We start from the raw sequence: 25,475 nt of genomic DNA, 5'->3' as shown, positions 1-25,475 counted from the left end.
GGATAGGCAGCGCCGCCTCCCCACCGCGTCCGAAACCGCCTACACGCCGGACGGCAGCCCCACCACCGCCCGCTCACCCGGCGGCGTCACCGGTACCACCGCCCGCAGGATGGTCGCCGCGATCATCTCCGCATTCGCCGTCACTTCAGGCAGGCCCATCAGTTCCCCGAACGTCCCGCGCGACAGCGGCCCGGCGACGAACAGGCTCGCCTCGGCCACACCGTCCGCCGACAGCGCATGGCCCTCCCGATCGGTGTCCACCCCCAGCCCCACCGGGTCGGCCCGCAGCAACCCCCGCCGGGCCAACCCGGCCAGAAACGGCTGGGATGACAGGATACGCGCATGATCCGGCCCGGTCGTCGTCACCACCGCATCGAACGAGGCAACCTCCTGCTCGCCACCCCGCCGGCGCAGCGTCACGGCAAACCCGTCCCCGTCACGGGCGGCGGCATCGATCCGCGCGGCCAGCACATGCAGCGTGCCCTCCGCGATCCGTCGCCGCAGCACCTGCTCCACCTGCGGCGCGATGCGAAAGCGCCGCGTATCCCAGAACGGGCGCGCATGCCGCACCAGCCGCCGCCGCTCCACCACCGGCAACGCCGCCCAGATCGCCCCGGCCTGCCGGCGCACGGCATTGAAGACCGTCTGCCACGGCCGCGCCGGGTCCTCGCCCAAAGCGCGCCGCACCCTGCCCAGCACCCCGCGCGCGGTCGTCTCCGGGTCGGTGGAAAAATCCCCCCAAGCATCGGTCACGTCGCTCAGATCCGCCTGCGACACCTGCCCCCGGCGCGACAGGGCCACGATCTCTCCCCGATGCCCGGCCGCATCCAACGACGCCACCACATCCGCCATGCTCAACCCGGTGCCCACGATCAGCACCCGGTCCTCCGTGCCGATCGCCTCCAGCGCCCCGACAGCCCACGGGTCGACAACCAGCCGCCCCCCGTCCCCAGCCAGCCCGGCCAGCGCCACCGGCGGTGCCGGGGCGGGGTGCGAGGTCGCAATCACCACGATCCCGGCCTCAGTCCGTTCGCCGTCATCGGTCGCGATCCACCACCCGCCTCCCGGCCGGGGCGTCACCTCCGTCACGCGCACCCGCCGATGCACCACCTGCCCGCTGGCCAGGCGCGGTGCCAGCCGCGCCGCCACATACCGCCCGAACACCGACCGCGCGGGATAGGCCGCGCCGTTGGGCAACACGGCGTCGGGGTCAGCCTCCAGCGCACCATCCGCTCGCAACCAGCCGTCGAAATCGTCCAGCACGGCCGTGGTCAGGCTCATCCGCGCGGCCGGCACATTGATGCGGTGGCGCGGATCGCGCGCCCCATACGCCACCCCCTGCCCCAAAGCCTCACGCGGCTCGAATACCGTTACAGGCGGTAGCGAAGCGTCCCCGTTCGTCAGATGCCACGCAATCGCCGCCCCGCTGAAACCGCCGCCGATAATGGCAATCCTGGGCACTGAATCCGTCATGCCGTCTCCGTATGGCGCACGCGGCTGGCCGGATGGTCCACACCCAGCCGGTCTCCACGCCCGAACAGTTTCTCACGCAGGGTACCGGGCCGATAATCCCGCTTGTAGATGCCACGCCGTTGCAGCACCGGCACCACATACTCCACTACATCGGCAAAGCTTTCCGGCGTCACGGCATATGCCAGATTGAACCCGTCCACACCGGTCCGCACCATCCATTCCTCCAGCAGGTCGGCAACCCGCTCCGGCCCGCCGACAATGGTGGTGCCCATGCCGCCGATCGCAGCATGTTCCGCCAGTTCCCGCACCGTCCACACCCGGCCAGGGTCCTCTACCGTCAGCGCATCGACAGCGGAATGGATCGCGTCATTGCGGATATGCCGCACCGGATCGTCCGGCGCGTACTGCGCAAAATCAATCCCCGTCCACCCCGACAGCAGCGTCAGCGCCCCCTCCAGGCTCACATACCGCCGATATTCCTGCCATTTGGCCTGCGCGGCCTCGTCATCCGATCCGGTAATGATGGTGAGCAGCGAGAAGATCAGCGGGTCCCCCGCGTGCCGCCCTTCCTGCCGGGCCCGCGCCCGCAGATCCGCGACAGCGTTCGCCACCACCGGCGCCGAAGGCCCGGCGACGAACACACACTCCGCATGCCGCGCGGCGAAAGCCCGGCCACGGGAAGACGCCCCGGCCTGATAGAGAACCGGCGTCCGCTGCGCCGAAGGCTCGCACAGATGGATCGCATCCAGCTTGAAATATTCGCCCTCATGCACGATCCGCCGCACCTTCGCCGGGTCCGTAAAGATCCCCCGCGCCGCATCGCGCAGAACCGCATCGTCCTGCCAGCTTTCTTCCCACAGCCGATAGACCAGATGCAGATATTCGTCGGCAATGTCATAGCGCGTGTCATGCGCCACCTGTCGCGCCTGCCCGGTACCCCGCGCCGCACTGTCCAGATAGCCGGTCACGATATTCCAGCCGATCCGCCCTTGCGTCAGATGATCCAGCGTCGACATGCGCCGCGCGAACGGATAGGGCGGCTCGAAAGACAACGTAGAGGTCAGGCCAAATCCCAGGTTCTCCGTCACCGCCGCCATGGCCGAAATCAGCATCGCCGGATCGTTGACGGGCACCTGCGACGCATTGCGCAGGGCGGCATCCGCATTGCCGCCATACACGTCATACACGCCCAGCACATCGGCCAGGAACAGCCCGTCGAACAGGCCACGCTCCAGCAGCCGCGCCAGATCGGTCCAGTAGCGGATGGTGTTGTAAGTCCCCGACCGGTCGCGCGGATGCCGCCACAGGCCGCTGGCCTGGTGCGACACGCAATTCATGTCAAAGGCATTCAGCCGAATCTCGGACATCGCCCGGCCCCTCAGTTGAAGCCCAGCGACACGCCGGCGAACACGCCCAGCCCATCACCCGGCTGCATCACCGCCAGTTGCTTGCCCGCCGCGATATAACCCGGCACCACGATGGCGGCATAATGCGTATTGGCCAGATTGTTGACGCTCAGGAACACCTGCCGATGCTTGCCCGGCCATTCATAACCGACATTCAGATTATAGATGTGATAGGACGGCGCGAAATAGGTTTCGTCATACGCGGCGCCGACCTTCGACGACACCTGGGCATTGAAACCGGCATAAAACCCGGCCTTGGTGTCCAGATGAATCTCGCCCTGATAGAAATGCTCCGGAATCCCCGGCAGCCGGTTGCTGCCGAACACCGCATCATGGCGAAAGCGGAAGTTCTGCCAGGTATAGGCCTGCCGTAGCGACAACCGGTTCCCCGCCCATTCATACAGCGTGGTCTCCAGAGACGCTTCCACACCCTGATGCGTGGTCGGCGACGCATTGCCATAGATCGAGGCCCCGACCGCCTGCGACTGCGGTGTCATCACCGACAGCAATTCGTTCCGCACATTGGAATAATAGTAGGTCAGGCTCCACTTGTTCCGCCACGCTTGCCCGGTGGTGCCGATTTCATATGTGGTCGCCGTCTGGTTGCGCAGTCTCCCCGCGCCCGAATTCATGCCCGATTGCGGAATATTGCCGGTAAAATAGGGGCCTGCGTAATTCAGGTTCCAGTCGTTGGGCGGCTGGATGCTGCGGCTCACATTGCCATACAGTTCCACATGCGGGCTGATGACATAGCGAAACCCGCCGCGCGGCACGAAATCGACCGAAGACTGTTTGAAGTTCGCTCCGGCCGCCGTGTACGGATACGGCACGCCGGACGATTTCTGGATAAACGCCACCGCCGCCGCCGTCGTCAGCCAGAAATCATGGAACAGTTCGGTGTTGTTCCGAAGATGGAAGTAGTTTTCCGTCCCGCCATAGGTCACATGGCGCAGGATCTGCCCCATCGGCAATCCGGCCAGATGCCCGGTCTGCACCCGCACCCGGTTGGTCTGCCAGGCTTCCAGGTCCGACGTATCCATGAAGCCGAACTGCGTGTCGCTCTTGTGCCCGGCCAACACGTCATGGCGCGTATAGTTCAGCGTCGCGGCAACCGTCTTGTAACCCCAGATCTGGCTGAAACTGGTGTTCTGGATATCGATCGGCGCATCCTGGTAATCGAACCCCAGATCCAGCTTCGACTGGTCGTCGATCCGGATCGAAGTCGTGTTCCCGTAAAACTTCGTACCAGGCTGAATGCGCACGGAATGCCACGCCCGATAGGGCGACTGCGCCTGCTTCGGGTTCGTCAGAATCTGGTCCCGGGTCAGAAATCCCGGATACCCGTTGCGCGTCTGGCGATAGCGGAAGAAGAAGCGCGTCGAAACCCGGTCATTGAAGCGATAGCCAAAATTGGCATTCACGCCGAAACTGTTCGCCTGCGTCTCGGTCTGGTACCCACCCCGATAGGAGTTGGTCACGCTGATATAGTAATCCGCCTTGCCGATCACCTTGCCCGAACTCAGCTGCTCCTTGGTATAGCCGAAGCTGCCGGCTTCCACGCGCGCCTGATAGGTCTGGGCGTCATAGCCGGTCTGGGTCACGTAATTGATGCCGCCGCCCAGTTGTAGCCCGCCATAATCGAAGGCATTCGCGCCCCGCAGTACTTCCGTGTAGCGCAGCCCCAGCGGTTCGAACAATTCATAGGGCGTCCCGGCCGGCGTCGTTACCGGCAACCCGTCGAACATCATCAGGATGCCCGAGCGGAAATAATTGGTGCCGACCTGAATCCCCGATCCACGGATCGACAGCCGCAACCCGTCCCCCCCGCCAGACGATTGCGCAAACACACCGGGCTGAAACGCCAGAGCATCGGCGTTGGTCAGGTTACGCCCGCGCAGTACCTGCTTGGCGTCGATCACCGTCGCCGCCCCCGGCAGGCTGTCCAGTTGCGCCCGGGCCAGATCGGCCGGCGACAGCCGATGGGTCGCCACCACGATATCCTCGCCCTTCACACGCGGCGCCGCCACGGCCGAGGACTTCTTCGGTGCAGGTGCGGCATGGGCCACATGTTCGGCAGGCCGGCGCACGGCCGCATCATCGGCCCAGGCACTCGCCGCCAGCGGCCCTGCCTGCATCAGGGCCAGCGCCGACGGGCCAAGAAGCAGCCGGGCAGATTGCGAAAACGGTCCCACCCGCCTGGACAGGGCAAGACGACGCGAAAAGGAACGGGGCATGGCACACGATTTCCAGATTCTGATGAAACAAGCGGTGACGATCCGATTCAGCAATGCTGGTCGTCGTTATTTTCCGCGCAGCGAAAAGCACAATTCCGCTTTGTTTCTTTTTATATTTGCAATTTCTATCGTGAATTATAGGCACGCCAAAGACGCGCCTTCCCTCCCGTCAACAGGATGTCGGCACCACAGCGTAGCGCCGCGCGAACCACACCAGCCCATCCGTCTGCTCCCCGGCCAGATGCACATCCAGCACCTGCGCGAACACCACCGTATGGGTGCCCGCCTCCACGACGCGCTCGACCCGGCATTCGAAGGTCGCCAGCGCCTCTTCCAGCAGCGGCGCCCCGGTCACGCCCCGCCGCCAGCGCGCGCCCTCGAAACGCTCATCCATCGTCTTCGACCGACTGCCGAAAGCCGAGGACAGCGTCTGCTGCGCCCCGCCGAGCACATTCACCGCCAGCACCCCATGATCGAGAACATGCGGATGCGCGCTGGTGGTACGATTGATGCAGACCAGCAGGGTCGGCGGCGTATCCGACACACTGCACACGGCGGTTGCGGTAAAGCCGTGCCGGCCATTCTCGCCGTCGGTGGTCACGATGGTCACGGCACCCGCCAGCAGTGCCATGCCATCGCGAAACCGCTGCCCGGCTTCGGCTGCAAGCACGTCGGGCACAGGGGCTTTTACGGAAACATTCATGTCAGCCGATCCTTCGGGTCATTTATCAGGCGGCACGATGGCCGGAATCGCCGGGCCGATGGTCGCCGGCAATCGTCTCGCCGAACGGCCCCATATTGCTGATCGAGGCCGCCCCACGCACCGGATGCGCCGTCGGCAGCAGCGGCAGCACCAGTTCACCGAACTGATAGGCCTCTTCCAGATGCGGATAGCCGGAGAAAATGAAACTATCGATTCCCAACCTGCGATATTCGTCGATCCGCTCGGCCACCGTCGCCGGGTCGCCCACCAGCGCGGTCCCCGCGCCGCCACGCACCAGCCCGACACCCGCCCACAGATTGGGGCTGATTTCCAGCTTGTCGCGCCGTCCGCCATGCAGCGCGCTCATCCGCGCCTGCCCCACGGAATCCATCCGCGCAAACACCTTCTGCGCCTCGGCAATGGTCGAATCATCCAGATACGAAATCAGCCGGTCCGCCTCCGCCCAAGCCGCCTCGTTGGTCTCGCGCACAATCACATGCAGCCGGATACCGAACGAGACTTCACGCCCCTGCGCCTCGGCCTTGCGGCGCACAGTGGCGATCTTCTCCGCCACCTGGGCCGGCGGCTCGCCCCAGGTCAGATATTTATCGATATGCGTGGCCGCGACATCCACCGCCGCCGGCGACGACCCGCCAAAATAGAGCGGCGGCCCATTTTCCTGAAAAGTCGGGAACAGCAAGCGTCCGTCCTCGATGCGGAAATGCGGCCCCTCATGGTTCACGGTCTCGCCACGCAGCAGGGCGCGATAGATCTCCAGGAATTCATCGGTAATCGCATAACGCTCGGCATGGTCGGCAAAGAACCCGTCACCGGCATTTTCCTTCGGGTCGCCGCCGGTCACGATATTGATCAGCAGCCGCCCGTGCGAAATCCGGTCCAGCGTCGCCGTCATCCGTGCGGAGAGCGTGGGCGATTGCAGGCCCGGCCGCACCGCGATCAGAAATTTCAGCCGCTCCGTGCTCGGCGCCAGCGCCGACGCCACCACCCAGCTATCCTCGCAGCTCCGCCCGGTCGGGATCAGTACCCCGTAATAGCCCAGCGCATCCGCCGCCCGTGCCACCTGCTGCAGATAAGGCAGGTCGACCGGCCGGCCGCCTTTCTGCGTGCCCAGGTAACGGGAATCGCCATGGGTCGGCAGAAACCACAGCACATTGATTTTCTCGGGGATCGCGACACTCATGTCAGGATGCCTTGTTCTGGATCAGGTCAGGAAAAAGCGGCGGTGTCGGCGTGGCCAGCGCCGCCGGGTCGCGATAGCGCGCGGCGGCATGCCGGTCGGGCAGCCGGGCATGGCCGGCGCCGAACAGCCGCTCGCGCAGGGTTTCATCCGGCGCATAGGCGGTGCGATACCGCCCCCGCGCCTGCAACTCCGGCACGATCAGGTCGATGAAGTCCCGCGCGGTATCAAAGGAATGGTACTGGCGCAGATTGATACCGTCGATGCCATCCACATCCAGCCAGGCTTCGATCGCATCGGCCACCCGCCCCGGCGCGCCGGCGATGAAATAGCGTCCTTCGTCGAAGCGGCCGATCTGCTCCAACGCGCTGCCCACCGTCTGCTCGGGCCGGAACCGCCGCCCCATATTGCCAAAGCGCGCACCTTCACGCTTCAGCACGCTGGCGATCGTATCGTTCGGGTCGTAGCTGCGCAGATCCACTTCCGACTGTGCATGGATCAACGCACCTTCAAGGCTGTAAAATTCGCGGTAAGCCTTCAGCTTTTCCTGCGCCGCCTGCTCGGTCGAACCGGTGATGATGCCCGCCTGAACAATAAAGCGGATATCGTCGGGCCGACGGCCGAAAGCCTGTGCCCGGCGACGGGTCGCGGCGATATTGCGGCGCACATCCTCGGTCGTCTGCCCGCCGATAAACACCACTTCGGCATGGCGGGCAGCATATTCCAGCCCCGCAGCCGACCCGGTCGCCTGAAAGAGCACCGGTGTGCGCTGCCGCGTCGGCTGCACCAGATGCGGGCCGGCAACCTTGAAATGCGCGCCGTGATGGTCGATGGCCCGCACCCGCGCCGGATCGGTAAAGATGCCGGCCGCCCGATCGGCGACAATCGCCTCGTCGTCCCAGCTTCCCTCCCAGAGCTTGTACAGAACGTCGATATATTCATCGGCGATCACATAGCGCTCGTCATGCGGAATCTCGTCTTCCAGCCCGAAATTCCGCGCGGCGGATTGCAGGTAGGAGGTCACGACATTCCATCCCACGCGCCCGTTCGTCAGCACATCCAGCGTCGCCATGCGCCGCGCGAAGGCAAAGGGCGGCTCATAGGTGGTCGAAAAGGTCACGCCGAAACCAACATGTTTCGTCACTGCCGCCATCGCCGGCACCAGCATCAGCGGGTCCAGATTCGGAATCTGCACCGCCTGCCTCAGCGCCGCCGCCGTGCCATCGCCAAACCGGTCATAGGTCCCCACGACATCGGCCAGAAATACGGCATCGAACAGCCCGCGCTCGGCAAGCTGCGCCACCTCCGTCCAGTAGGACAGTTCGGAAAACCGATGGCGGTTATTGCCGGGTGCCCGCCACATGCCATGCACGATGTGGCCCACGCACGCCATCTCGAACAGATTGACGTGTAGTTGTCTCGGCGCGGTCTCGTGGGTGCTCATGCCGACTGCTCCGTGCCCGGCGCGGTGGTGGCGGCAGGCCGCCAGATCGCATCCAGCGCCGTGCCGTTCAGTTCCTGGTCGCCCAGCGCCCGCGCGCGCTGCACCGCCGGATTGTGCGAGGCCAGCACACGCGCATTACGCCAGTGTCGGTCCAGCCCCAGCGAAGACGACGTGGCCGAAGCCCCGCCGACCTCGAACAGCCGCGTCGTCGCCTCCAGCGCCTGCTCCAGCACAATCTGCTGGGCCTGGAAGGCAATGCGCTCGGCCTCGTCATAAAGCGGGTGTTCCAGCACACCCGAATCCCAAACCTCGGATGCACGCTCCAGCGCCCGCGCCACATCCTCGACAAGCGCGGACGTCGAATAAGCCAGCGCCGACAGCCGTCCTACGACCTGCTGCACCAGCGGATCATGGCGCTGGCTGACTTTGCCCGGCACGCCGAAGGTCCGGGTGCGCGGCCGCACGAACGCCACCGCGTCACGCAGGGCCGCACGGGTGATCCCCGCCAGCGCCGCCAGATGGAACAACTGATAATAGGCGGTCAGGAAGCTGCTGCTCGGCACATGGTCGAAGGACGAACGCGCCAGGATCTGATCTTCCGCAATCGCCACGCCGTCGAAGCGCGTCGTCCCGCTTCCGGTCAGCCGTTGGCCGAACCCGTCCCAATCGTCCTGCCGGGTCACGCCGGGCGCGGTCGCAGGCACCGCCAGATGCACACGCTCGCCGTTCTCGTCGGCCACAACGATGATCCAGTCGGCATAGAGCGTGCCGGTCGAATAATATTTGGTCCCGTCCAGCCGCCAGCCATCGCCCTGCCGCGTCAGCGTGGTGCTGGTACCGGTGCTGTCGGTCAGTTCGGCCATCGCCGCGCCAAACAGCGCGCCATCCACGATGCGGGCATACCAGGCAGCGGATCGCGCCGGGTCGGCGTCCCGCCGCCGTCCTTCGATGAAGGCAAAATGCGCACGCACGATCTGCGGCAGGTTGGAATCCGCGGCAGCCAGTTCGGTCAGCAGGCGGAACGTCTCCACCAGCCCCACGCCCGCGCCCCCAGCCTCGCGCGGCACGCGCAACCTCCCGAACCCCGCCTCACGCAACCACGATACCGCCTCATAGGGCAGGTTCCGCCCCTGCTCGCGCGCCACCGCACCCTCGGCAATCCGCTCGAACACCCCTCGCAGACCTCCCTCCGTCAGAGGGGCTGAGGCCGGCGCATTCTGTGTCAATGCGTCCATCGTCTTCCGAGGCCTTCCGCCATAAACAACAAAAATTAACGTAATTAATTTACGTGTTCTGGAGAATTATAAACGATTCGCATTGAGTCAATAAGGATATCACCAATTCTCCAAAATTCAGTCGTGGAATTTTTGTCATCTTATTGAATTACATAATAAAAATTACAAGCCCACTTTTCTACTCAGCCCCGACATCACGCTGCATGCGATTGACGCATACACGGCGGCACCACACATGTCCTCATCGTCGGATGCCACTCCCAGCCCATGGAGGAGCGCACCCGAACATTACACAACGCCGAATGATATATTTTGCCTTGAGATTGAAAAATAACACGATAAATATCGTCAGAGTCCGGACGAAATTAACGATATTTTTTAGCGGTTCATCCCCGAAAGCATGTCGATGCCTCCTCCCCTCCGCCGCATCTCGGGCCACGCGTTATGGCTGGGCGCCGCCGCGTTGCTGCTGGCCACAACGGGGTGCCGCCGCCACGATTCCCACGCCAAGGCGCACGAACCGGTCCAGGGCGGCACCCTGATCTACGCGACCGACCGCGAACCGATCTGCCTGGACCCGCACGTGCAGGGCGACATGCCGCAGGTCTTCCTGGCCGAACAATATCTCGATTCGCTGGTGGCGATGGACAGTTCAGGCCACATCCTGCCCTGGCTGGCCACCGACTGGACGGTCTCGGAGGACGGACGAACCTACATCTTCCACCTGCGCCACGACGTCACCTTCACCGACGGCACGCCACTCACCGCCGAGGCCGTGCGCGCAAACCTGGATCACATGGTCGATCCCCACACCCAATCCAGCACCGCCGGCGGCTACATCAAGCAATATGCCGGCACCGACATCATCGATGCCTACACGGCCGCGGTGCATCTCAAAACGCCCTATGCCGCCTTCCTCGAAGTGCTGGCCCAGGGCTTCCTCGGCATCGAATCCCCCCGCGCCCTGGCCCGCCCGCGCGACGAAAACTGCCAGAATCCGGTCGGATCTGGCCCGTTCCGCATCGTGCGTTGGGACCACCAGAGCCAGATCGTCCTGGAGCGCAATCCGGCCTATCGCTGGGGCCCGCCCACAGCGCTCCACACCGGCCCGGCGCGCCTGGACCGCATCGAATGGCGCATTATCCCCGAAGCCTCGGTGCGCTTCGCCGCCCTGCAAGCCGGCGAGGTCGATGTCATCGACTCCCTGCCGCCCGAGGCCGAAACCCCGGCACAGCGCAATCCCGACCTATGGCTGCTGATGGCCGACCGTCCCGGCAATCCTACAAACGGCACGCTGAACATCAAGCGCGCGCCCTTCGACGATATCCGGGTGCGCGAGGCCTTCATCCGCTCCGCCGACATCGACGGCGCGCTGGCCAGCGTCTTCTTCCACCACTACCGCCGCGCCGGCGGACCGCTCAGCCCGACCACTCCTTTCTATAGCCCAACCTTCGAACATCACGCCGATTACGACCCCGACCGGGCGCGCACCCTGCTGGACCAGGCCGGCTGGACCGGCCGCACAGAGGACGGCATCCGCACCCGAGACGGGCACGCACTGGTTGTCCACATCCCGCTCAAGGCCTCGCTTTCCGCCGCCGAACGCACGCTGTGGGAACAGGTTCAGGCCACGGCACGCACCACCGGTTTCGACGTTCGGCTGGAGAATGGCGACGACACGTCGATCCAGGAACGCGAGGGCCACTGGGATTACGACGTCCGCATCGGCTACTGGAACACCAACACCGCCGACGTGCTGCGCATCGTCTTTTCCTCCGCTTTTCTCGGCGCCGCCGGCGTCGGCGGCCACCACCAGAACGAGGCGGGTTTCAGCGATCCCACCTTCGACCAGATCGTAAACGACGCCCTGCTGACCACCGACCCGGACAAACGGCGCGCGCTGTATCTGCAAGCCCAGACGATTGCGGCACAGAACTTCCTGCAAATCACGACCTATCCGCAGAGCACCCGCCTCGCCCTGTCGCGCGCGGTGCATGACGTGCGGCTCGAACCCTCGCTGAACGTGACCAGCCTTTACGATGCATGGGTGACGCGATGACCCACCTTCTCCACCGCGCCGCATGGCGCCTGCTGGGTGGCCTGCTGGTGCTGCTGGCAGCCGCCAGCCTGACCTTCGCCGCCCTGCACCTCACACCGGGCGATCCGGTCACCGCCATTCTCGGCGGTGCCTCGGCCAACCCCACGCCAGAGGCCATCGCCGCCGCCCGCCACGAATACGGGCTCGATCGCCCGCTTGCGGTGCAATACGGCCTCTATATCGCCCGCATCGCACGCGGCGATCTCGGCCAGTCCTTCTCGCAGCACATGCCGGTCATCGCGGTGCTGCGCGCACAGGCCCCCCCGACCCTGGCGTTGATGGCCTCATCTCTGGTGGTGGCATGGCTGTTGGCATTGCTCTCAGTCGTCCCGACCGCCCGCCGCGGCACGGTCGGGGCCATTGCCTCGACGCTGGAGACGATCGGCGCCGGGCTGCCGCAATTCTGGCTCGGCATCCTGCTGCTGTGGGGTCTGGCCTTTGAGTGGCGCCTGCTGCCACCGGCCGGCAATCACGGCGTGCCGGCACTGGTGCTGCCCACCCTGTCGCTGGCCATTCCATTGGCCGGCTTCATCGCCCAGGTGATGCGCGAATCCTTTGATCTGGCGCTGGACCAGCCTTTTATCCTCACCGCCCGCGCACGCGGTCTGGGCGATGGCGCGGTCCGGCTGCGCCATGCCCTGCGACACGCGCTCCTGCCCTGCATCAGCCTCTCGACGTGGGCGGTCGGCGCGCTGGTCGGCAATGCTGTGGCCATCGAAATCATCTTCTCGCGACAGGGGCTGGGGCGCGAACTGTTCCTCTCCGTCGCCACGCACGACATGCCGCTGGTCTCCGGCATCGTCCTGTTCATCGCGCTGACCTACATCCTGGCCGGCCTCGCCGCCGACACACTCATCGCCCTCGTCGATCCCAGACTGAAGGGAACGCGCCCATGACCAGCCTGTCCCTCGCCCCCTCTGTGGACCGCCTGTCCTTTCGGCGCCGTCTGCCGCGCCCCGGCCATCTCGGCCCAGCGGCAGCAGTCCTGTTTCTGGTCCTGCTGACCATAGCCGCACTGGCCCCGCACCTGCTCATCCACACCGACCCGCTGGCCATCGCCCCGCGTGAGGCCTTCCACGCCCCATCGATGGCCCATCCGTTCGGCACCGACCAATCCGGCCGCGACATCCTGGCGCGGGTGATCTACGGCGCCCGGCAATCCCTGACGCTGGGCTGCGGCGCCATCGCGCTGTCGCTGAGCATCGCCACCATTCTGGCGCTGATCGGCGGTCTGGGCGGCCGCATCGCCGAACAGGGCGTGCGATGGCTGATCGATATCCTGTTCGCCTTTCCCGTGCTGGTGCTGGCGCTGCTGTGCACCGCGACGCTAGGAAGCGGCATCGGCCCGCTGATCGTCGCGATCGGGGTCGGCAGCGCCGCCGGCTATACCCGCATGGTGTTCGGCCAGGTGCTGTCGGTACGCGACGCGGGCTATGTCGAGGCCGCGCGGGCTCTTGGTCACAGCCCGGCGCGCATCGTCGTCCGGCACATCCTGCCCAATGCCTTCCGGCCTCTGGTCGTCACCGCCACCATGGGCGTGGGGCAAACCGTCGTATGGTCGGCCGCACTCTCTTTCCTCGGGCTGGGTGCCCCGCCCCCGGCGGCGGAATGGGGCACGATGCTGTCGATGGGCCGCGATTTCATCGCCGAGGCGTGGTGGATGACCTTTTTCCCCGGCCTCGCCATCGTCGTGACCATGCTTTCCACCACGATCGCCGGCCGCGCCCTGCAACGTGCAATCGAGGGACGTGGATCATGATTCTGGAGGTTGAAAATCTCTCGGTTTCATTCCCTACGCCGACAGGCGAGCACGTGGCTGTCCAGGACCTGTCCTTCACCCTGCAACCGGGCCGGGTCGTGGCGCTGGTCGGAGAGTCCGGGTCGGGTAAAAGTGTCACCGCCCGCAGCCTGATCGGCCTCGCCGGACCACGGGCCTGCGTCTCGGCCCGCCGGCTATCGCTTGGCGGGCAGGATCTCCGCACCCTGTCGTCACGCGACTGGCGCGCGCTGCGCGGACGCCACATCGGCATGGTCCTGCAGGATGCCCTCGTGGCATTGGACCCGCTACGCCCCGTAGGACGGGAAATCGCCGAATCCCTTTCCGCCCACAAATGGGGCACGCGGGCCGGGCGTAACGAGCGCGTGCATAACCTGCTGGAACAAGTAGGTATTCCCGATCCGGTCCTCCGCGCTCGCCAGCGCCCTGACGAACTCTCCGGCGGCCTGCGCCAGCGCGCACTGATCGCCAGCGCCATCGCGCTGTCCCCCCCATTGTTGATCGCGGACGAGCCGACCACGGCGCTGGACCCCTCCGTGCAGGCCCAGATCCTGCGCCTGCTGGGGCGACTGCGCGACAATGGCACCGGCCTGCTGCTGATCAGCCACGATCTCGGCTTCGTCGCCCGTCTGGCCGACCATGTGATCGTTTTGCATCACGGGGCCGTGGTGGAACAGGGTGCGACCGCGCAGGTTCTTGGCCGCCCCGTCCATGCTTATACACGGACGCTGCTCGACGCCGACCCGGTGCGCCACCCGCCACGCGCCACCGCGCAACATGGCACTGAGACGGCTCCACTGCTGACCGCCCGCGACCTGTCGCTCAACCGGCGCGGCCCCGACGGCGTTGCGCGGCGCATCCTGTCCGATGTCGGATTCAGCCTCCATCCCGGTCGCACGCTCGGCCTGATCGGGGAATCGGGCTCGGGAAAGACCACCACCGCGCGCATCGTCATGGGCCTGACGCAGCCCGATGCAGGCGAGGTGATCTTCATGGGTGAACGATGGGTGCGAGGCGGGCGGCAGGGAGTGCCGGAAGGGGATCGCCGCCCGCGGCGCAGGGCAATCGCGATGATCTACCAGGACCCGCTGGGCTCATTCGATCCGCGCTGGACGGTGCGGGAAATCCTGGCGGACGCACTATCGGTCGCCGGCAATCACGACCACGCCATCGCCACTCTGCTGGACCGCGTGCGTCTGCCTGCGTCGATCGCGGCGCGACGACCAGCCAGTCTTTCAGGCGGCCAGCGGCAGCGGGTGGCGATCGCGCGCGCGGTCGCGGTCCGGCCGGCGCTGATCGTGTGCGACGAACCGGTTTCGGCGCTGGATGTTTCCGTGCAAGCCCAGGTGCTGGACCTGCTGGAAGAATTGCAGCGCGAACTGAACATGGCCTATCTGTTCATCTCGCACGATCTGGGCGTCATCCGGCGGATGTGTGACGATGTGCTGGTGATGCAGTCTGGCCGGATCGTCGAGGCCGGTCCGGCGGCGGAGATTCTGACCGCCCCCCGCCACACCTTTACCCGCACCCTGCTGGACGCCGCACAGGACCTTTCGGCCGCCTGAGAGAAAGAGATCATTCCATGGACTATATCCGACTGGGCCGCACCGGCCTCCAGGTCTCGCGCCTCTGTCTTGGCTGCATGACCTACGGCCAGCCCGATCGCGGCAACCATTCCTGGACCCTGGACGAGGAACACAGCCGCCCCCTGATCCGTCAGGCGCTGGAAGCCGGGATCAATTTCCTCGACACTGCCAACATTTATTCCGACGGCTCGTCAGAGGAAATCGTGGGCCGCGCGATCCGCGATTTTTCACGCCGCGAAGATGTGGTTCTGGCGACCAAGGTGTTTTTCCGCACCCGTCCGGGGCCGAACGGCTCGGGCCTCTCGCGCCGCGCCATCCTGGCCGAGATCGACAACAGCCTGCGCCGGCTGGGCACCGATTACGTCGATCTGTACCAGATCCATCGTTGGGACCCGCACACGCCGATCGAGGAAACGCTGGAAGCCCTGCATGACGTCGTGAAGGCCGGCAAGGCGCGCTATATCGGCGCATCGTCGATGTTCGCCTGGCAGTTCGCCAAGGCGATCTACACCGCCCGCCAGCATGGCTGGACCGAATTCGTGAGCATGCAGGACCATCTGAACCTGCTGAACCGCGAGGAAGAGCGCGAAATGCTGCCTTTCTGCCACGACCAGGGTGTCGGCATCCTACCCTGGAGCCCGCTGGCGCGCGGCCTGCTGGCCCGCGACTGGCGCGAGCGCACCAACAGGCAGGAAACCGACAACGTGCTGCATAATCTGTATGACCAGACGCAGTCCGCCGACCGCACGGTGATTGATGCGGTCGGCCGCATCGCACAGGCGCGCAGCGTACCTCGTGCCCAGGTGGCGCTGGCATGGCTGCTGCAAAAGCCCGGCATCACCGCCCCTATCGTCGGAGCCTCGAAGCCCGGCCACCTTGACGACGCGCTCGCGGCGCTGGACCTGATACTGGATCGTGGTGAGATCGCAGCGTTGGAGGAACCCTATATCCCGCACCCCATCGCAGGCTTCTGAGAAGCAGCGTGGACATGCGCGCGGCGGCAATCTCGGCGCGTATGTCCCGCTTTCCTAAAATCCGGTCGTGGCCGTTACCATCATCGCGAACGTGCTGGCGATCAGATAGGCTGGGGCGCCGGAGGAATCGATCATGTTGCCACGCACGCCCATGGTCGGGTTGGTATTGTTCGACAGGCTCTGAATGCCCGAACGGTAATGCCAGCTAGCCAGGTTATACATGTTGAGCTGGATCTGCGGATGCTTCAGGTGCCACATGTCCGGCAGGCGATAGCCCAGCGTCATGTCGATCTGGCCGTGGGCAGGGAGCGATTCCTGATCCATGAAATCGGAATATTGACGGCCGATCCAGCGATACATGAAATTGCCGAAGAGATGGCTATCATCGTAACTCAGGGCGGCGCTGGTCGTCCATTCGGGGGCCATCGGCGCCCGCTTGCCAGCAGAGGGCAGGTAATCGAGCGCACCGTTATCCGCCATCGCCGGCAGGTTGTTGTCGGTGCGGGCATAGAGATATTCGCCCGACACATAAGGGCTGAAATGATGCCACGGGCGCAGACCGAACTCGATATCCGCGCCCCGCACCGTCTGGCCGCCGGCATTCATCGAAACCCCGCCGAAAGAACTGCCGTTGACGATCGTATTGGTGGTAATGTTGCGATTGGTGAAATTGTAGTTGAACAGATTGATCGTCAGATTGTACAGACCGAAATGCCGGTAGCCGAGTTCCTCAGAAATCGCGAATTCCGGCTTGACCGACCCGCCGATGCCCATACTGTTCCCCGGCACGCCCGAGAAATAGGAATTGGTCGTCGGCATGCGAAAATTCGTCGCGACGTCGAAAAAGACCTGATTATGATCGTCGATCCGGTAACTGCCTGAAAGGCGCGGCAGCGGCGTGGCGTAGTTCGTACCCACGGCATAAGGCACCGCGTTGTCGTAATTATTGGTACCCGCCCGATTCATCATGACATATTTGAATCCAGCGTTCAGCTTCAGCCGATCGTTTAGCCACGATGTGGAATCGCTGACATATAATCCGATGGATTGCGTAATCATGTGGTAGTTCAGGAACAGGTTATATTCATACCCGTTGGGAAATTTCAGCCCGTAGGAACCCCATATGTTCGGCGGATCGCCATTCGGCCCCAACTGGCTGATATTGGTGACTTCGGCATCGTCATAATAATCGTAGAATGCCCCGAGGCTGATCGTCTGATGCCGACCTGCCTTGTAATCCAGATGGCCGGTGATGCCGGGATGATATTCCCGCATCAGGTAATAACCATCGCCATGGAAAGATTGTGTGCCCGAATCGTCATAGGCGAGACCGGGATAGGGCAGCACCAGATTCTCATTCTGGCCGGTCGAAGGATTATATTGATTGACCGGCATGTCCCATTGGCCCATGCCGCTGCCGCCACTGCCCCAATACAGATAGGGCGTGATGTGCAGCGACAGGTCGCGCGTCAGCGTGAAATGCATCGGCGCGACCAGGATCAGGCTGCGCCACGCGCCCAGTTCGGTCGGCCAATAGCTGCCGGCTTCGTTCGTTTCGAACGGGTTTGCTGTGTAATTGAAACTGTTGCCCGATTGCCGCCATTGCTGGGCGGTTACCGGGGCATAGGTCGGCTGGTTGTTCTCGTTATAAGCCTCGACAAAGGAAATCGAGTTTCCCTGCCCCCATTCCTTCATGAATTTGGAATCAATATGCCGCCGCTGCCCCCGGCCGGGGCCGCGCCAGGTGCCAAAGGTCGCATTGGAATACGAGATATAGCCGCGCACACCGGTATTGAGGATATCGCCCGTGTTCACGCGGATGAATCCACGGTTGGTCTTGTGCGATCCGTAAGAGTAATCGACCAGACCGCCGAATGCATGCGACGGATCGACCGTCCTGATATTCATCTGGCCGCCGGTGGCGCTGACCAGTGGCGCATTGATGTCCGACGTTCCCTGCGAGAGCTGCACTTCCTGGTAGTTCTCGGTATCGCCCCATTGCGACGTATAGGGGTCGTAGGCCGAGATGTCGGCGATCGGCGCACCGTCATACAGATAGCCGAGTTCCGACTGGTTCATGCCGCGAACATTGATCGACGTCTGATCCGACAGACCGAACGGGTCGGACGAGGCGATATTGGTGCCCGGCGCGAACTGGATCATCTGCGCAGCCGAAGTGATCGGTGCCAGCTTGGCGATGAAGTCACGGCCCACGGTTGTGATCGCCTTGGCTTCGGTCTGCTCGCTCATCATCCCGCCGCCCGGTGCCCGGCCTGTCACGCCATCGGCACTTTCCACCGGGTTGCTGCCGGTGACGGTAATGCTCTCCGTCTTTGGACGTGAAGCTGCCGCCACCGGGTGGGTCGCAGGCTGAGCCTGCCCTATCGCCGCCTGGGCCCAGGCGCGCGAGGCCTCACCGGTAGAAAGCGCCGTAGCGGCCATGAACAGAAAGACAACGAACCTCGACGACAATCCTATCCCCTTCCCTGCTTCCCGGCAGATTCGCACGAAGCGCCTATTTATGACGAAATGAACGCCCCGCGCGTCACCACGTCGCGACCCGCAGGCGAATCTGCCGCTCTGTGTCCGTCCGGAAACACCTTTCGAATCAGCCCCCGTGCGCATTTCGCACTGGCACTCTCTCACGACCTTCGATGCCGCCGCGCCACCGGCGATGCGGACGCGGCAGATCGCGGTTTCGCACATGCTCCAGTTCGGGCGTGACCGTCACCAGCGCGCGACGCCGGTTGTGCAGATGGGCGCCGTGGATCGCGGGGCTGTCCGGCAGAACGGTCTGCTTCACCCGCGCCTCCGCATGGACGGCCAGGCGGGGTCCGATGCCTGGCATCCGGCAAGCCGTTCGGGCGTTAGCAATCAGGCGGACCGGCCGCAAATCATTCACCCGACACGGCCGACCTGCCTCGAACTTCCCGACCCTTCTCATTCCTGCACAGGGACGCAATCCTTTCTTACAACAGGGTACAGCCGCGATGTCCGACACTGCATATACAACTGAAGCACTGGTGATCCATGCCAAGGAGGATCTGCGGCTGGACAGGGTAGCCGTCACTGCGCCTGGAACCGGCGAGGTGACGGTGCGGGTCGCATGGGGTGGGATCTGCGGCTCCGACATGCATTATCTCAAACATGGCGGAGTGGGTGCCTCCGTTTTGCGCGAGCCCATGATTCTCGGCCACGAAATCTCGGGCTTCGTCGAACGGACGGGTCCGGGCGTAAGCGGGCTGGTACAGGGCGGGCCGGTTGCAATTCATCCGGCCCGCCCCTGTGGAGACTGCCCCGAATGCCGGCGTGGCCTGCGGCATCTGTGCAGCGATACGCGCTTTCTGGGCAGCGCCGCCATGTTGCCCCACACGGATGGCGGCTTCCGGCGCCTGATGACCGTGGCCGCCAGTCAGATCCACCCGCTGCCGCCGGGCCTGGACGTTCGCAGCGCCTGCCTCGCCGAGCCACTGTCGGTTGCGCTGCATGCCATTGCCCGCGCGGGAGAGGTCCGTGGCAGGACCATACTGGTTCAGGGCGCCGGTCCCATCGGCGCCCTGATCGTGGCCGGGCTGAAGATCGCCGGCGCGGAGACGATCGTCGCCACCGATCTTCAGGATTTTCCATTGTCGATCGCCCGCCGGATGGGCGCCACATCCGTCATCAACACCGCTGCGACGCCCTATCGGGCGGATCATGACGTTGTGTTCGAAGCCTCGGGAGCCGCCAGCGCGTTGCCGACGGCGATCGCCTGCACCGCCAAGGGCGGCATTCTGGTGCAGGTCGGCATGTTTCCGCCCGGTGATGTCGGCATTCCGCTCGGCCAGATCATCGCGCGGGAACTGGATTATCGCGGGTCATTCCGCTTCGACGCGGAATTCGGCACCGCGCTCGCCCTGCTGGCAACCAACCCCTGGATCGCGGAGGGGCTGGTGACCCATCGGTTCGGGCTGTCGGCATTCGACGAGGCGTTCACGACATCCATCGACCGGCGACATGCCTCGAAAGTACTTTTTGATATAGCCGGATAAACATGAAAATCCCGTGACCGTTGACATGCTTTGAAACGACGACTGCCAAGCCCATACGCCGCCGGGCCGCAGGCAGCACCCTCTCCGGCACGGGTAGCATTGCGTCGATAAGCGCAATTCCAAAGTCATCTTCTTTGAGAATTATTATCCTGACGTCATTTTTCTTTTCTCCGCCCTATTCTCCGCTACCTGCGTGTTTCATCGCGCCCGGCACGCCCGTCTTCGGGCCTGTCGCCTATCATCCGCAGGCCAACGCGCTTTAACACTTTGATATTTTAGGCAGCTCGTCCGACAAATATCGCTGGGGCAGGGGACCGAACATCTCGAAAACATCTTAAAAAATCGAGTGCTCCCGACACGGGGACAAGCCATTGTCATACCTTGAAAGAGGAGTTCCCGGCCCATGCCATATGTCAGCCCCCTGATCACGATTCTGGTCACCGGCCTGACATCGCCTGCTCCTCGCCTTCTTCGCCCACGAGCCAGTCCCGGCCGAGAAAAGCCTGCCAGTGCGCGAGGGTTTCACGGCGCTACAGTTCATCTTCCCGGTAGAGTTGCCGTCCTGCGCCATACCGATTGCGCCTTTCAGCGCGTCATGACCGTGGGCACCAGCCGGATCTGACCGCGGCAGTAATCATTCAAAATAAAAACTCTCTCTTCCCGATCCCAGGTAGGGGGCGGGCCGTTGTTCCGACATCCGTCCGGAGAAATCAGCCATGCCGCATGACACCCCCCTGATTTCCACGATCGTGGCGGGGCTCGTTCTTGCATTCATTTTCGGCGCTATCGCCAACCGCCTGCGCATGCCGCCGCTTGTCGGCTATCTCGTCGCAGGGGTTCTCGTCGGGCCGCATACGCCCGGTTTCGTGGCCGATCAATCCCTGGCGCCGGAACTGGCTGAACTGGGCGTGATCCTGCTGATGTTCGGTGTCGGCCTGCATTTCTCCATGAGAGAATTACTGGCGGTGCGTTTTATCGCCATCCCGGGGGCGCTGGCGCAGATCGGTGTTGCCACGGTGCTCGGCTGGGTGCTGGGCATTGCCATGGGGTGGTCTTCCGCTGGCGGCGTCGTCTTTGGTCTGGCCATCTCGGTCGCGTCCACCGTCGTGCTACTGAAGGCGCTACAGGAGCGGCGCCTGATCGACACGGAACGCGGCCAGATTGCCGTCGGCTGGTTGATTGTCGAGGACCTGGTTACGGTCCTGGCTCTGGTGCTGATCCCTGCCCTTGCAAGTACCGCAGGGCATGGCGGCGGCGTCCGTGATCCGCTGGTGCGGCTCATGGAGCGTCTTCTGGGCTTCGATCCCGGACTGGGTGGCGTGCTCGCGCTGACGGTGCTGAAACTGGGGGCTTTCGTGGCGGTGATGCTGCTGATCGGTCGCCGGTTTATTCCATGGCTGCTGCATCGGATTGCGTATACCGGCTCCCGCGAGTTGTTTCGTCTGGGCGTGCTGGCCATCGCGCTCGGCACGGCTTACGGCGCGGCGAAAGTGTTCGGGGTCTCGCTGGCGCTCGGCGCCTTTTTCGCCGGCACGATCCTGTCGGAGAGCGAACTCAGCCAGCGTGCGGCGGAGGAGAGCCTGCCGCTGCGCGATGCGTTCTCCGTCCTGTTCTTCGTATCGGTCGGCATGCTGTTCGATCCAAGGGCACTCATCGAAAGCCCGCTCCCCCTGCTGGGAACGCTTGCGATCATTCTGGTCGCAAAGTCGATTACCGCGTTTCTGATTGTCATAGCCTTTCGGCGCGGGGCGCTGATCGCGCTTACCATATCGGCCAGTCTGGCACAGATCGGCGAGTTTTCCTTTATCCTCACCGATATGGGTGTCACGCTTAAGCTACTGCCGGAAGAGGGGCGTAGCTTGGTGCTGGCAGCCGCCATCATTTCCATCATCCTGAACCCGCTGAGCTTTGCTTTCTGCGAGCGTATCCTCAAACCTGCGTTTGAAGCCCGGCTCATTCGGGCCGCGACCGGGCCGCTCTCGCCCGCATCAGTTCTCCCTGTCGAAACAGCGCTCTCCGAACCGGAGAAGACGGGACCGCATAGGGAAGGCGACGTCTTGCCGACCACCCTGACGGGTCATGTGGTGGTAGTAGGATACGGGCGGGTGGGCGGGATCGTCGTCGCCGCGCTGCTGGCATCGCGCACGCCCTTTCTGGTCATCGAGGACGCCGACCAGAGTATTGCGCAACTGGAGGCCCAGGGAATTGAGGTTATCGTCGGCAATGCCGCGTCGCCCGATGTGCTTGGCCTTGCGAATCTCCCGCAAGCCCGGAGCATTGTCGTCGCCATTCCGGGAGCGTTCGAAGCCGGGCAGGTCGTGGAGCAGGCCCGGGCGCTGAATCCGTCGATCCTGATCGTCGGGCGTGCCCACTCCGACGCGGAAGTCGAACATCTTGCGCGGCTGGGTGCCGACACCGTCATTATGGGAGAGCGTGAAATTGCCCGCGGGATGATCGACCGGCTGCGCCACGCCACGCCGGCGCTTCTGCCGGCAGATGTCGCTCTCCAGCCGGCAACCTCACCGGGTAGCTGAGTGTCCTGCCGCTCTCTCAAGCTGCGCAGGAGGGCCGGAGTTGCCGGCCGTCAGCGGGTGTAGCTGTAGCCGTACTGGTCTGCCAGGGTCTGAAGGTCCGGGGCGCCGTGCAGGTTCAGCGGGATCGGCTTGGGATTCTTCGTGCCGATGACGAAATTATGGTCCGTCATGCGCTGGCAGGTATTCGCCGCCAGCGGGAAGCTCAGCTTCAGTTCGGCGCCCATCTGGGCCCGCAGGCAGGAGATATCGGAATCCGTTGGGCGGCGCCCGATTTCCGACGAACATCCTGCCAGCAGGATCGCGGCACCGGCAACCCAACCAAGACCTGTTCCGTTCTTATGCTTCATTCCGACCGCCGCTGTTCCTTTCGGAACCGTCCATAACCGTGAGTCGCGTCCGACACGGCCTGACTGGACCGCATATCGGGACACCTTGTTCCAATAAGCTTGCCATGGATCGTCCGCCCGCGATAGGGCGCCGGGCGCATGACAGAACGGCATGCTTCGTTCACGCCTCCATGAATTCGCCGACGATCCGTTTATAACGCAATAATATCCAACCGTTCTCCCGCGCGAATACGACAATAATCAAAGACGGACTGGCTCTGATTATGGCTTCATCCCTCTCATGCATAGGTGTCATTACCCACAATCAGGGTGACGAAACGCGATCCATCGGGACAAAATATTCCGGTCCACGACAAACACCCTATCCTGCGCACCGCCATATCCTTTCGACATGGCCACCACTTCATTCCGTCACGCGTCGGTGGCGAAAAACGAGGTGTCAGAATGAGAATACTCGCCGTCCATCCCAGCGCCCTGATGTACACCAAGGTCTTCCTGCGACTGGAGCCGCTGGGGCTGGAACTGGTTGCGGGTGCGGCCCGCCAGGCCGGACATGACGTGAAGATCATCGACCTGCAGGTGGAAACCCACCGCGACTACTGGCGCATGATCGAGGATTTCCGCCCCCACGCCGTCTGTTTTTCCGGAAACTACCTGGCCAACGTGCCGGAGATCGTCGATCTGTGCCGTGAGACCCGCGCGCGGATGCCCACCGTGTTCCTGTTCGTCGGCGGCCACTCGGTTTCGTTCATCGCCCGTGACATCCTGGAACTGGCCGAGGGGGCGATCGACTGCATCCTGAAGGGTGAAGGCGACGCCACTGTAGGGCGGTTGCTCGACACCCGCCAGGAGGGCGGTGACATCACCACCGTGCCGGGCGTGGTGACGTTGACGGGCGAAGGGCCGCCGCCGATCTTTGTGCCGTCGCTGGACACGATCCGCCCGGCACGCGACCTGTTGCGCCATCGCCGCAAATACTTCATCGGCACGCTCGACCCGGCGGCGTCGATTGAATTCGCGCGCGGCTGCCCGTGGGACTGCACATTCTGTAGCGCGTGGACCTTCTACGGGCGCTCCTACCGCACCGCCAGCCCGGCCGTGATTGCCGACGAACTGGAGGCGATCCGCGAACCGGGCATCTTCATCGTCGACGACGTGGCTTTCGTCCACGCCGAACATGGCATGGCAATCGGCGAGGAAATCAAGCGGCGCGGCATCCGTAAGGAATATTACCTGGAAACCCGCGCCGACGTGCTGTTGCGGAACAAGGAGGTCTTCCGGTTCTGGAAGGAACTGGGCCTGAGCTACATCTTCATCGGCATGGAGGCAGTGGACGAAGAAGGGCTGAAGCATTTCCGCAAGCGGGTGTCGCTGGACCGGAATTTCGAAGCCCTTGAATTCGCCCGCTCTCTGGGTCTGATCGTCGCGATCAACATCATCGCCGATCCGTCATGGGACCGGCAGCGGTTCGAAGTTATCCGGCAATGGTGCCTGGAAATTCCGGATATCGTGAATATCTCGGTCACCACGCCCTATCCGGGCACGGAAATCTGGCATCGCGAGGCCCGGCGCCTGACGACGCGGGATTATCGCCTGTTCGACATCCAGCACGCGGTGCTGCCCACCACCCTGCCGCTGGCGGAATTCTACGAAGAACTGGTCAAGACCCAGCAGGTGCTCAACCAGAAACATCTGGGCTGGAACGCGATCAAGGATACGCTGGGCCTCGCCCTGCGCCTGGCGCTGCGCGGGCAGACCAACTTCCTGACCATGATCTGGAAGTTCAATTCGGTCTTCAACCCCAAGTTGCAACTGGCCGATCATCGCCGCAAGCCGCGCTACGAAATGCCCATGCAGCCCGAAGCCGAGGACCGGATCGACCGCAAGGCGCTGTATATCCACACACCCGCCGGACGCCGCAGCCGGGCCATCGACGACGCGACCGAGACCTTCGTGGACGAGTCCCGCACGGCCCCGGCCGAATGAGAGGTTTGCGAACAGGCGACCGACGACATGCCAAGGGCGTTCTGTTGCGAGTCGCGCCCATTCGGTCGCGGTGGGCTTGAACGCTGGGCTCGATCGCGGAAAACCATCCTTGCGCGAGCCCGAGGCAGCGCATAGCTGAGAGAGGGTGGCGATATCGCCCCTTCAAGGAGACAGAACGATGGAAACGCTCTCGCTGAACGTCACGGGCATGACCTGCAATGGCTGCGTCAACTCGGTCAAGAAAGCGCTGGAGCAGACCGACGGCGTTTCCGCCGCCGAGGTCACGCTGGAGCCTGGCCGGGCCACGGTCAGCTACGACCCCGCCTTCACCTCGCCCGCCGCCCTGCGCATGGCTATCGAGGATGCCGGGTTCGAAATCGCGGCCTGACGGTTGCCGCGACACTTTAACCTGCTCCTCTGACTGGAATGGCACGTCCGACTTTCTCCGG

Annotated in this window: 19 protein-coding genes; 9 read left to right on the top strand and 10 right to left on the bottom strand. The window is 64.0% G+C overall.

What is annotated here, in order from left to right:
- Positions 1-39 precede the first annotated feature (39 nt).
- From C7453_RS10710 to C7453_RS10680, 7 genes are all read right to left on the bottom strand, one after another.
- Positions 40-1,473: an FAD/NAD(P)-binding protein gene (locus tag C7453_RS10710; protein WP_114727530.1), complete on the bottom strand. Its 1,434-nt coding sequence runs from the start codon at positions 1,471-1,473 to the stop codon at positions 40-42.
- The gene (locus C7453_RS10705) at positions 1,470-2,840 is read right to left on the bottom strand and encodes an LLM class flavin-dependent oxidoreductase (protein WP_174787996.1); all 1,371 of its coding nucleotides are present in this window, start codon (positions 2,838-2,840) and stop codon (positions 1,470-1,472) included. The genes C7453_RS10710 and C7453_RS10705 overlap by 4 nt, the downstream gene beginning before the upstream one ends.
- A gap of 11 nt (positions 2,841-2,851) precedes the next feature.
- Complete coding sequence (locus C7453_RS10700) at positions 2,852-5,113, bottom strand: TonB-dependent receptor family protein (RefSeq protein WP_245948974.1); 2,262 nt, start codon at positions 5,111-5,113, stop codon at positions 2,852-2,854.
- 169 nt (positions 5,114-5,282) lie between these two features.
- Positions 5,283-5,816, bottom strand: a complete 534-nt coding sequence (locus tag C7453_RS10695; protein ID WP_114727529.1) for a flavin reductase — start codon at positions 5,814-5,816, stop codon at positions 5,283-5,285.
- Positions 5,817-5,841: 25 nt separating this feature from the next.
- On the bottom strand, positions 5,842-7,017 hold the full coding sequence (gene ssuD / locus C7453_RS10690) for an FMNH2-dependent alkanesulfonate monooxygenase (protein ID WP_114727528.1): 1,176 nt from the start codon (positions 7,015-7,017) through the stop codon (positions 5,842-5,844).
- 1 nt (position 7,018) lies between these two features.
- Positions 7,019-8,458 (bottom strand): LLM class flavin-dependent oxidoreductase, encoded by a 1,440-nt coding sequence (locus C7453_RS10685; protein WP_114727527.1) that lies wholly within the window; start codon positions 8,456-8,458, stop codon positions 7,019-7,021.
- The gene (locus C7453_RS10680) at positions 8,455-9,693 is read right to left on the bottom strand and encodes an acyl-CoA dehydrogenase family protein (RefSeq protein ID WP_114727526.1); all 1,239 of its coding nucleotides are present in this window, start codon (positions 9,691-9,693) and stop codon (positions 8,455-8,457) included. The genes C7453_RS10685 and C7453_RS10680 overlap by 4 nt, the downstream gene beginning before the upstream one ends.
- Before the next feature lie 406 nt (positions 9,694-10,099).
- On the opposite strand from C7453_RS10680, the gene C7453_RS10675 reads away from it, so the two are divergent.
- From C7453_RS10675 to C7453_RS10655, 5 genes are read left to right on the top strand one after another with little or no spacing between them, the layout of a single operon-like run.
- On the top strand, positions 10,100-11,752 hold the full coding sequence (locus tag C7453_RS10675; RefSeq protein ID WP_114727646.1) for an ABC transporter substrate-binding protein: 1,653 nt from the start codon (positions 10,100-10,102) through the stop codon (positions 11,750-11,752).
- Entirely contained in the window at positions 11,749-12,687 is a 939-nt protein-coding gene (locus C7453_RS10670; RefSeq protein WP_211311048.1) for an ABC transporter permease, read from the top strand. The genes C7453_RS10675 and C7453_RS10670 overlap by 4 nt, the downstream gene beginning before the upstream one ends.
- Positions 12,684-13,550, top strand: a complete 867-nt coding sequence (locus tag C7453_RS10665; RefSeq protein WP_114727524.1) for an ABC transporter permease — start codon at positions 12,684-12,686, stop codon at positions 13,548-13,550. The genes C7453_RS10670 and C7453_RS10665 overlap by 4 nt, the downstream gene beginning before the upstream one ends.
- A 53-nt stretch (positions 13,551-13,603) precedes the next feature.
- A complete protein-coding gene (locus C7453_RS10660) occupies positions 13,604-15,133 on the top strand; it encodes a dipeptide ABC transporter ATP-binding protein (protein WP_245948973.1) in 1,530 nt (509 codons plus the stop codon).
- A 17-nt stretch (positions 15,134-15,150) separates the two neighbouring features.
- Entirely contained in the window at positions 15,151-16,128 is a 978-nt protein-coding gene (locus C7453_RS10655) for an aldo/keto reductase (RefSeq protein ID WP_114727522.1), read from the top strand.
- 54 nt (positions 16,129-16,182) lie between these two features.
- Here the strand turns inward: C7453_RS10655 and C7453_RS10650 are convergent, their stop codons facing one another.
- A complete protein-coding gene (locus C7453_RS10650) occupies positions 16,183-18,600 on the bottom strand; it encodes a TonB-dependent receptor (RefSeq protein WP_170143195.1) in 2,418 nt (805 codons plus the stop codon).
- Between the two features lie 136 nt (positions 18,601-18,736).
- Complete coding sequence (locus C7453_RS18955; protein WP_170143194.1) at positions 18,737-18,976, bottom strand: hypothetical protein; 240 nt, start codon at positions 18,974-18,976, stop codon at positions 18,737-18,739.
- A 142-nt stretch (positions 18,977-19,118) separates the two neighbouring features.
- On the opposite strand from C7453_RS18955, the gene C7453_RS10645 reads away from it, so the two are divergent.
- The gene (locus tag C7453_RS10645; RefSeq protein WP_114727520.1) at positions 19,119-20,159 is read left to right on the top strand and encodes an L-idonate 5-dehydrogenase; all 1,041 of its coding nucleotides are present in this window, start codon (positions 19,119-19,121) and stop codon (positions 20,157-20,159) included.
- Between the two features lie 716 nt (positions 20,160-20,875).
- The gene (locus C7453_RS10640; protein ID WP_114727519.1) at positions 20,876-22,693 is read left to right on the top strand and encodes a cation:proton antiporter domain-containing protein; all 1,818 of its coding nucleotides are present in this window, start codon (positions 20,876-20,878) and stop codon (positions 22,691-22,693) included.
- Between the two features lie 50 nt (positions 22,694-22,743).
- On the opposite strand, the gene C7453_RS10635 is transcribed toward C7453_RS10640, so the two are convergent.
- On the bottom strand, positions 22,744-23,040 hold the full coding sequence (locus C7453_RS10635; RefSeq protein ID WP_114727518.1) for a hypothetical protein: 297 nt from the start codon (positions 23,038-23,040) through the stop codon (positions 22,744-22,746).
- 444 nt (positions 23,041-23,484) lie between these two features.
- Between C7453_RS10635 and hpnR the strand changes: the two genes are divergently transcribed.
- Both hpnR and C7453_RS10625 read left to right on the top strand, forming a co-directional pair.
- Positions 23,485-25,026, top strand: coding sequence for a hopanoid C-3 methylase HpnR (gene hpnR, locus C7453_RS10630; RefSeq protein WP_114727517.1), 1,542 nt, complete (start codon positions 23,485-23,487; stop codon positions 25,024-25,026).
- A gap of 178 nt (positions 25,027-25,204) precedes the next feature.
- Entirely contained in the window at positions 25,205-25,414 is a 210-nt protein-coding gene (locus tag C7453_RS10625; RefSeq protein WP_114727516.1) for a heavy-metal-associated domain-containing protein, read from the top strand.
- The last annotated feature ends 61 nt before the right edge of the window (positions 25,415-25,475 follow it).

The sequence above is a fragment of the Gluconacetobacter liquefaciens genome, from assembly GCF_003350405.1.
GTDB classification, from domain to species: Bacteria; Pseudomonadota; Alphaproteobacteria; order Acetobacterales; family Acetobacteraceae; genus Gluconacetobacter; species Gluconacetobacter liquefaciens.
This window is presented reverse-complemented; position numbering and strand designations above follow the sequence as displayed.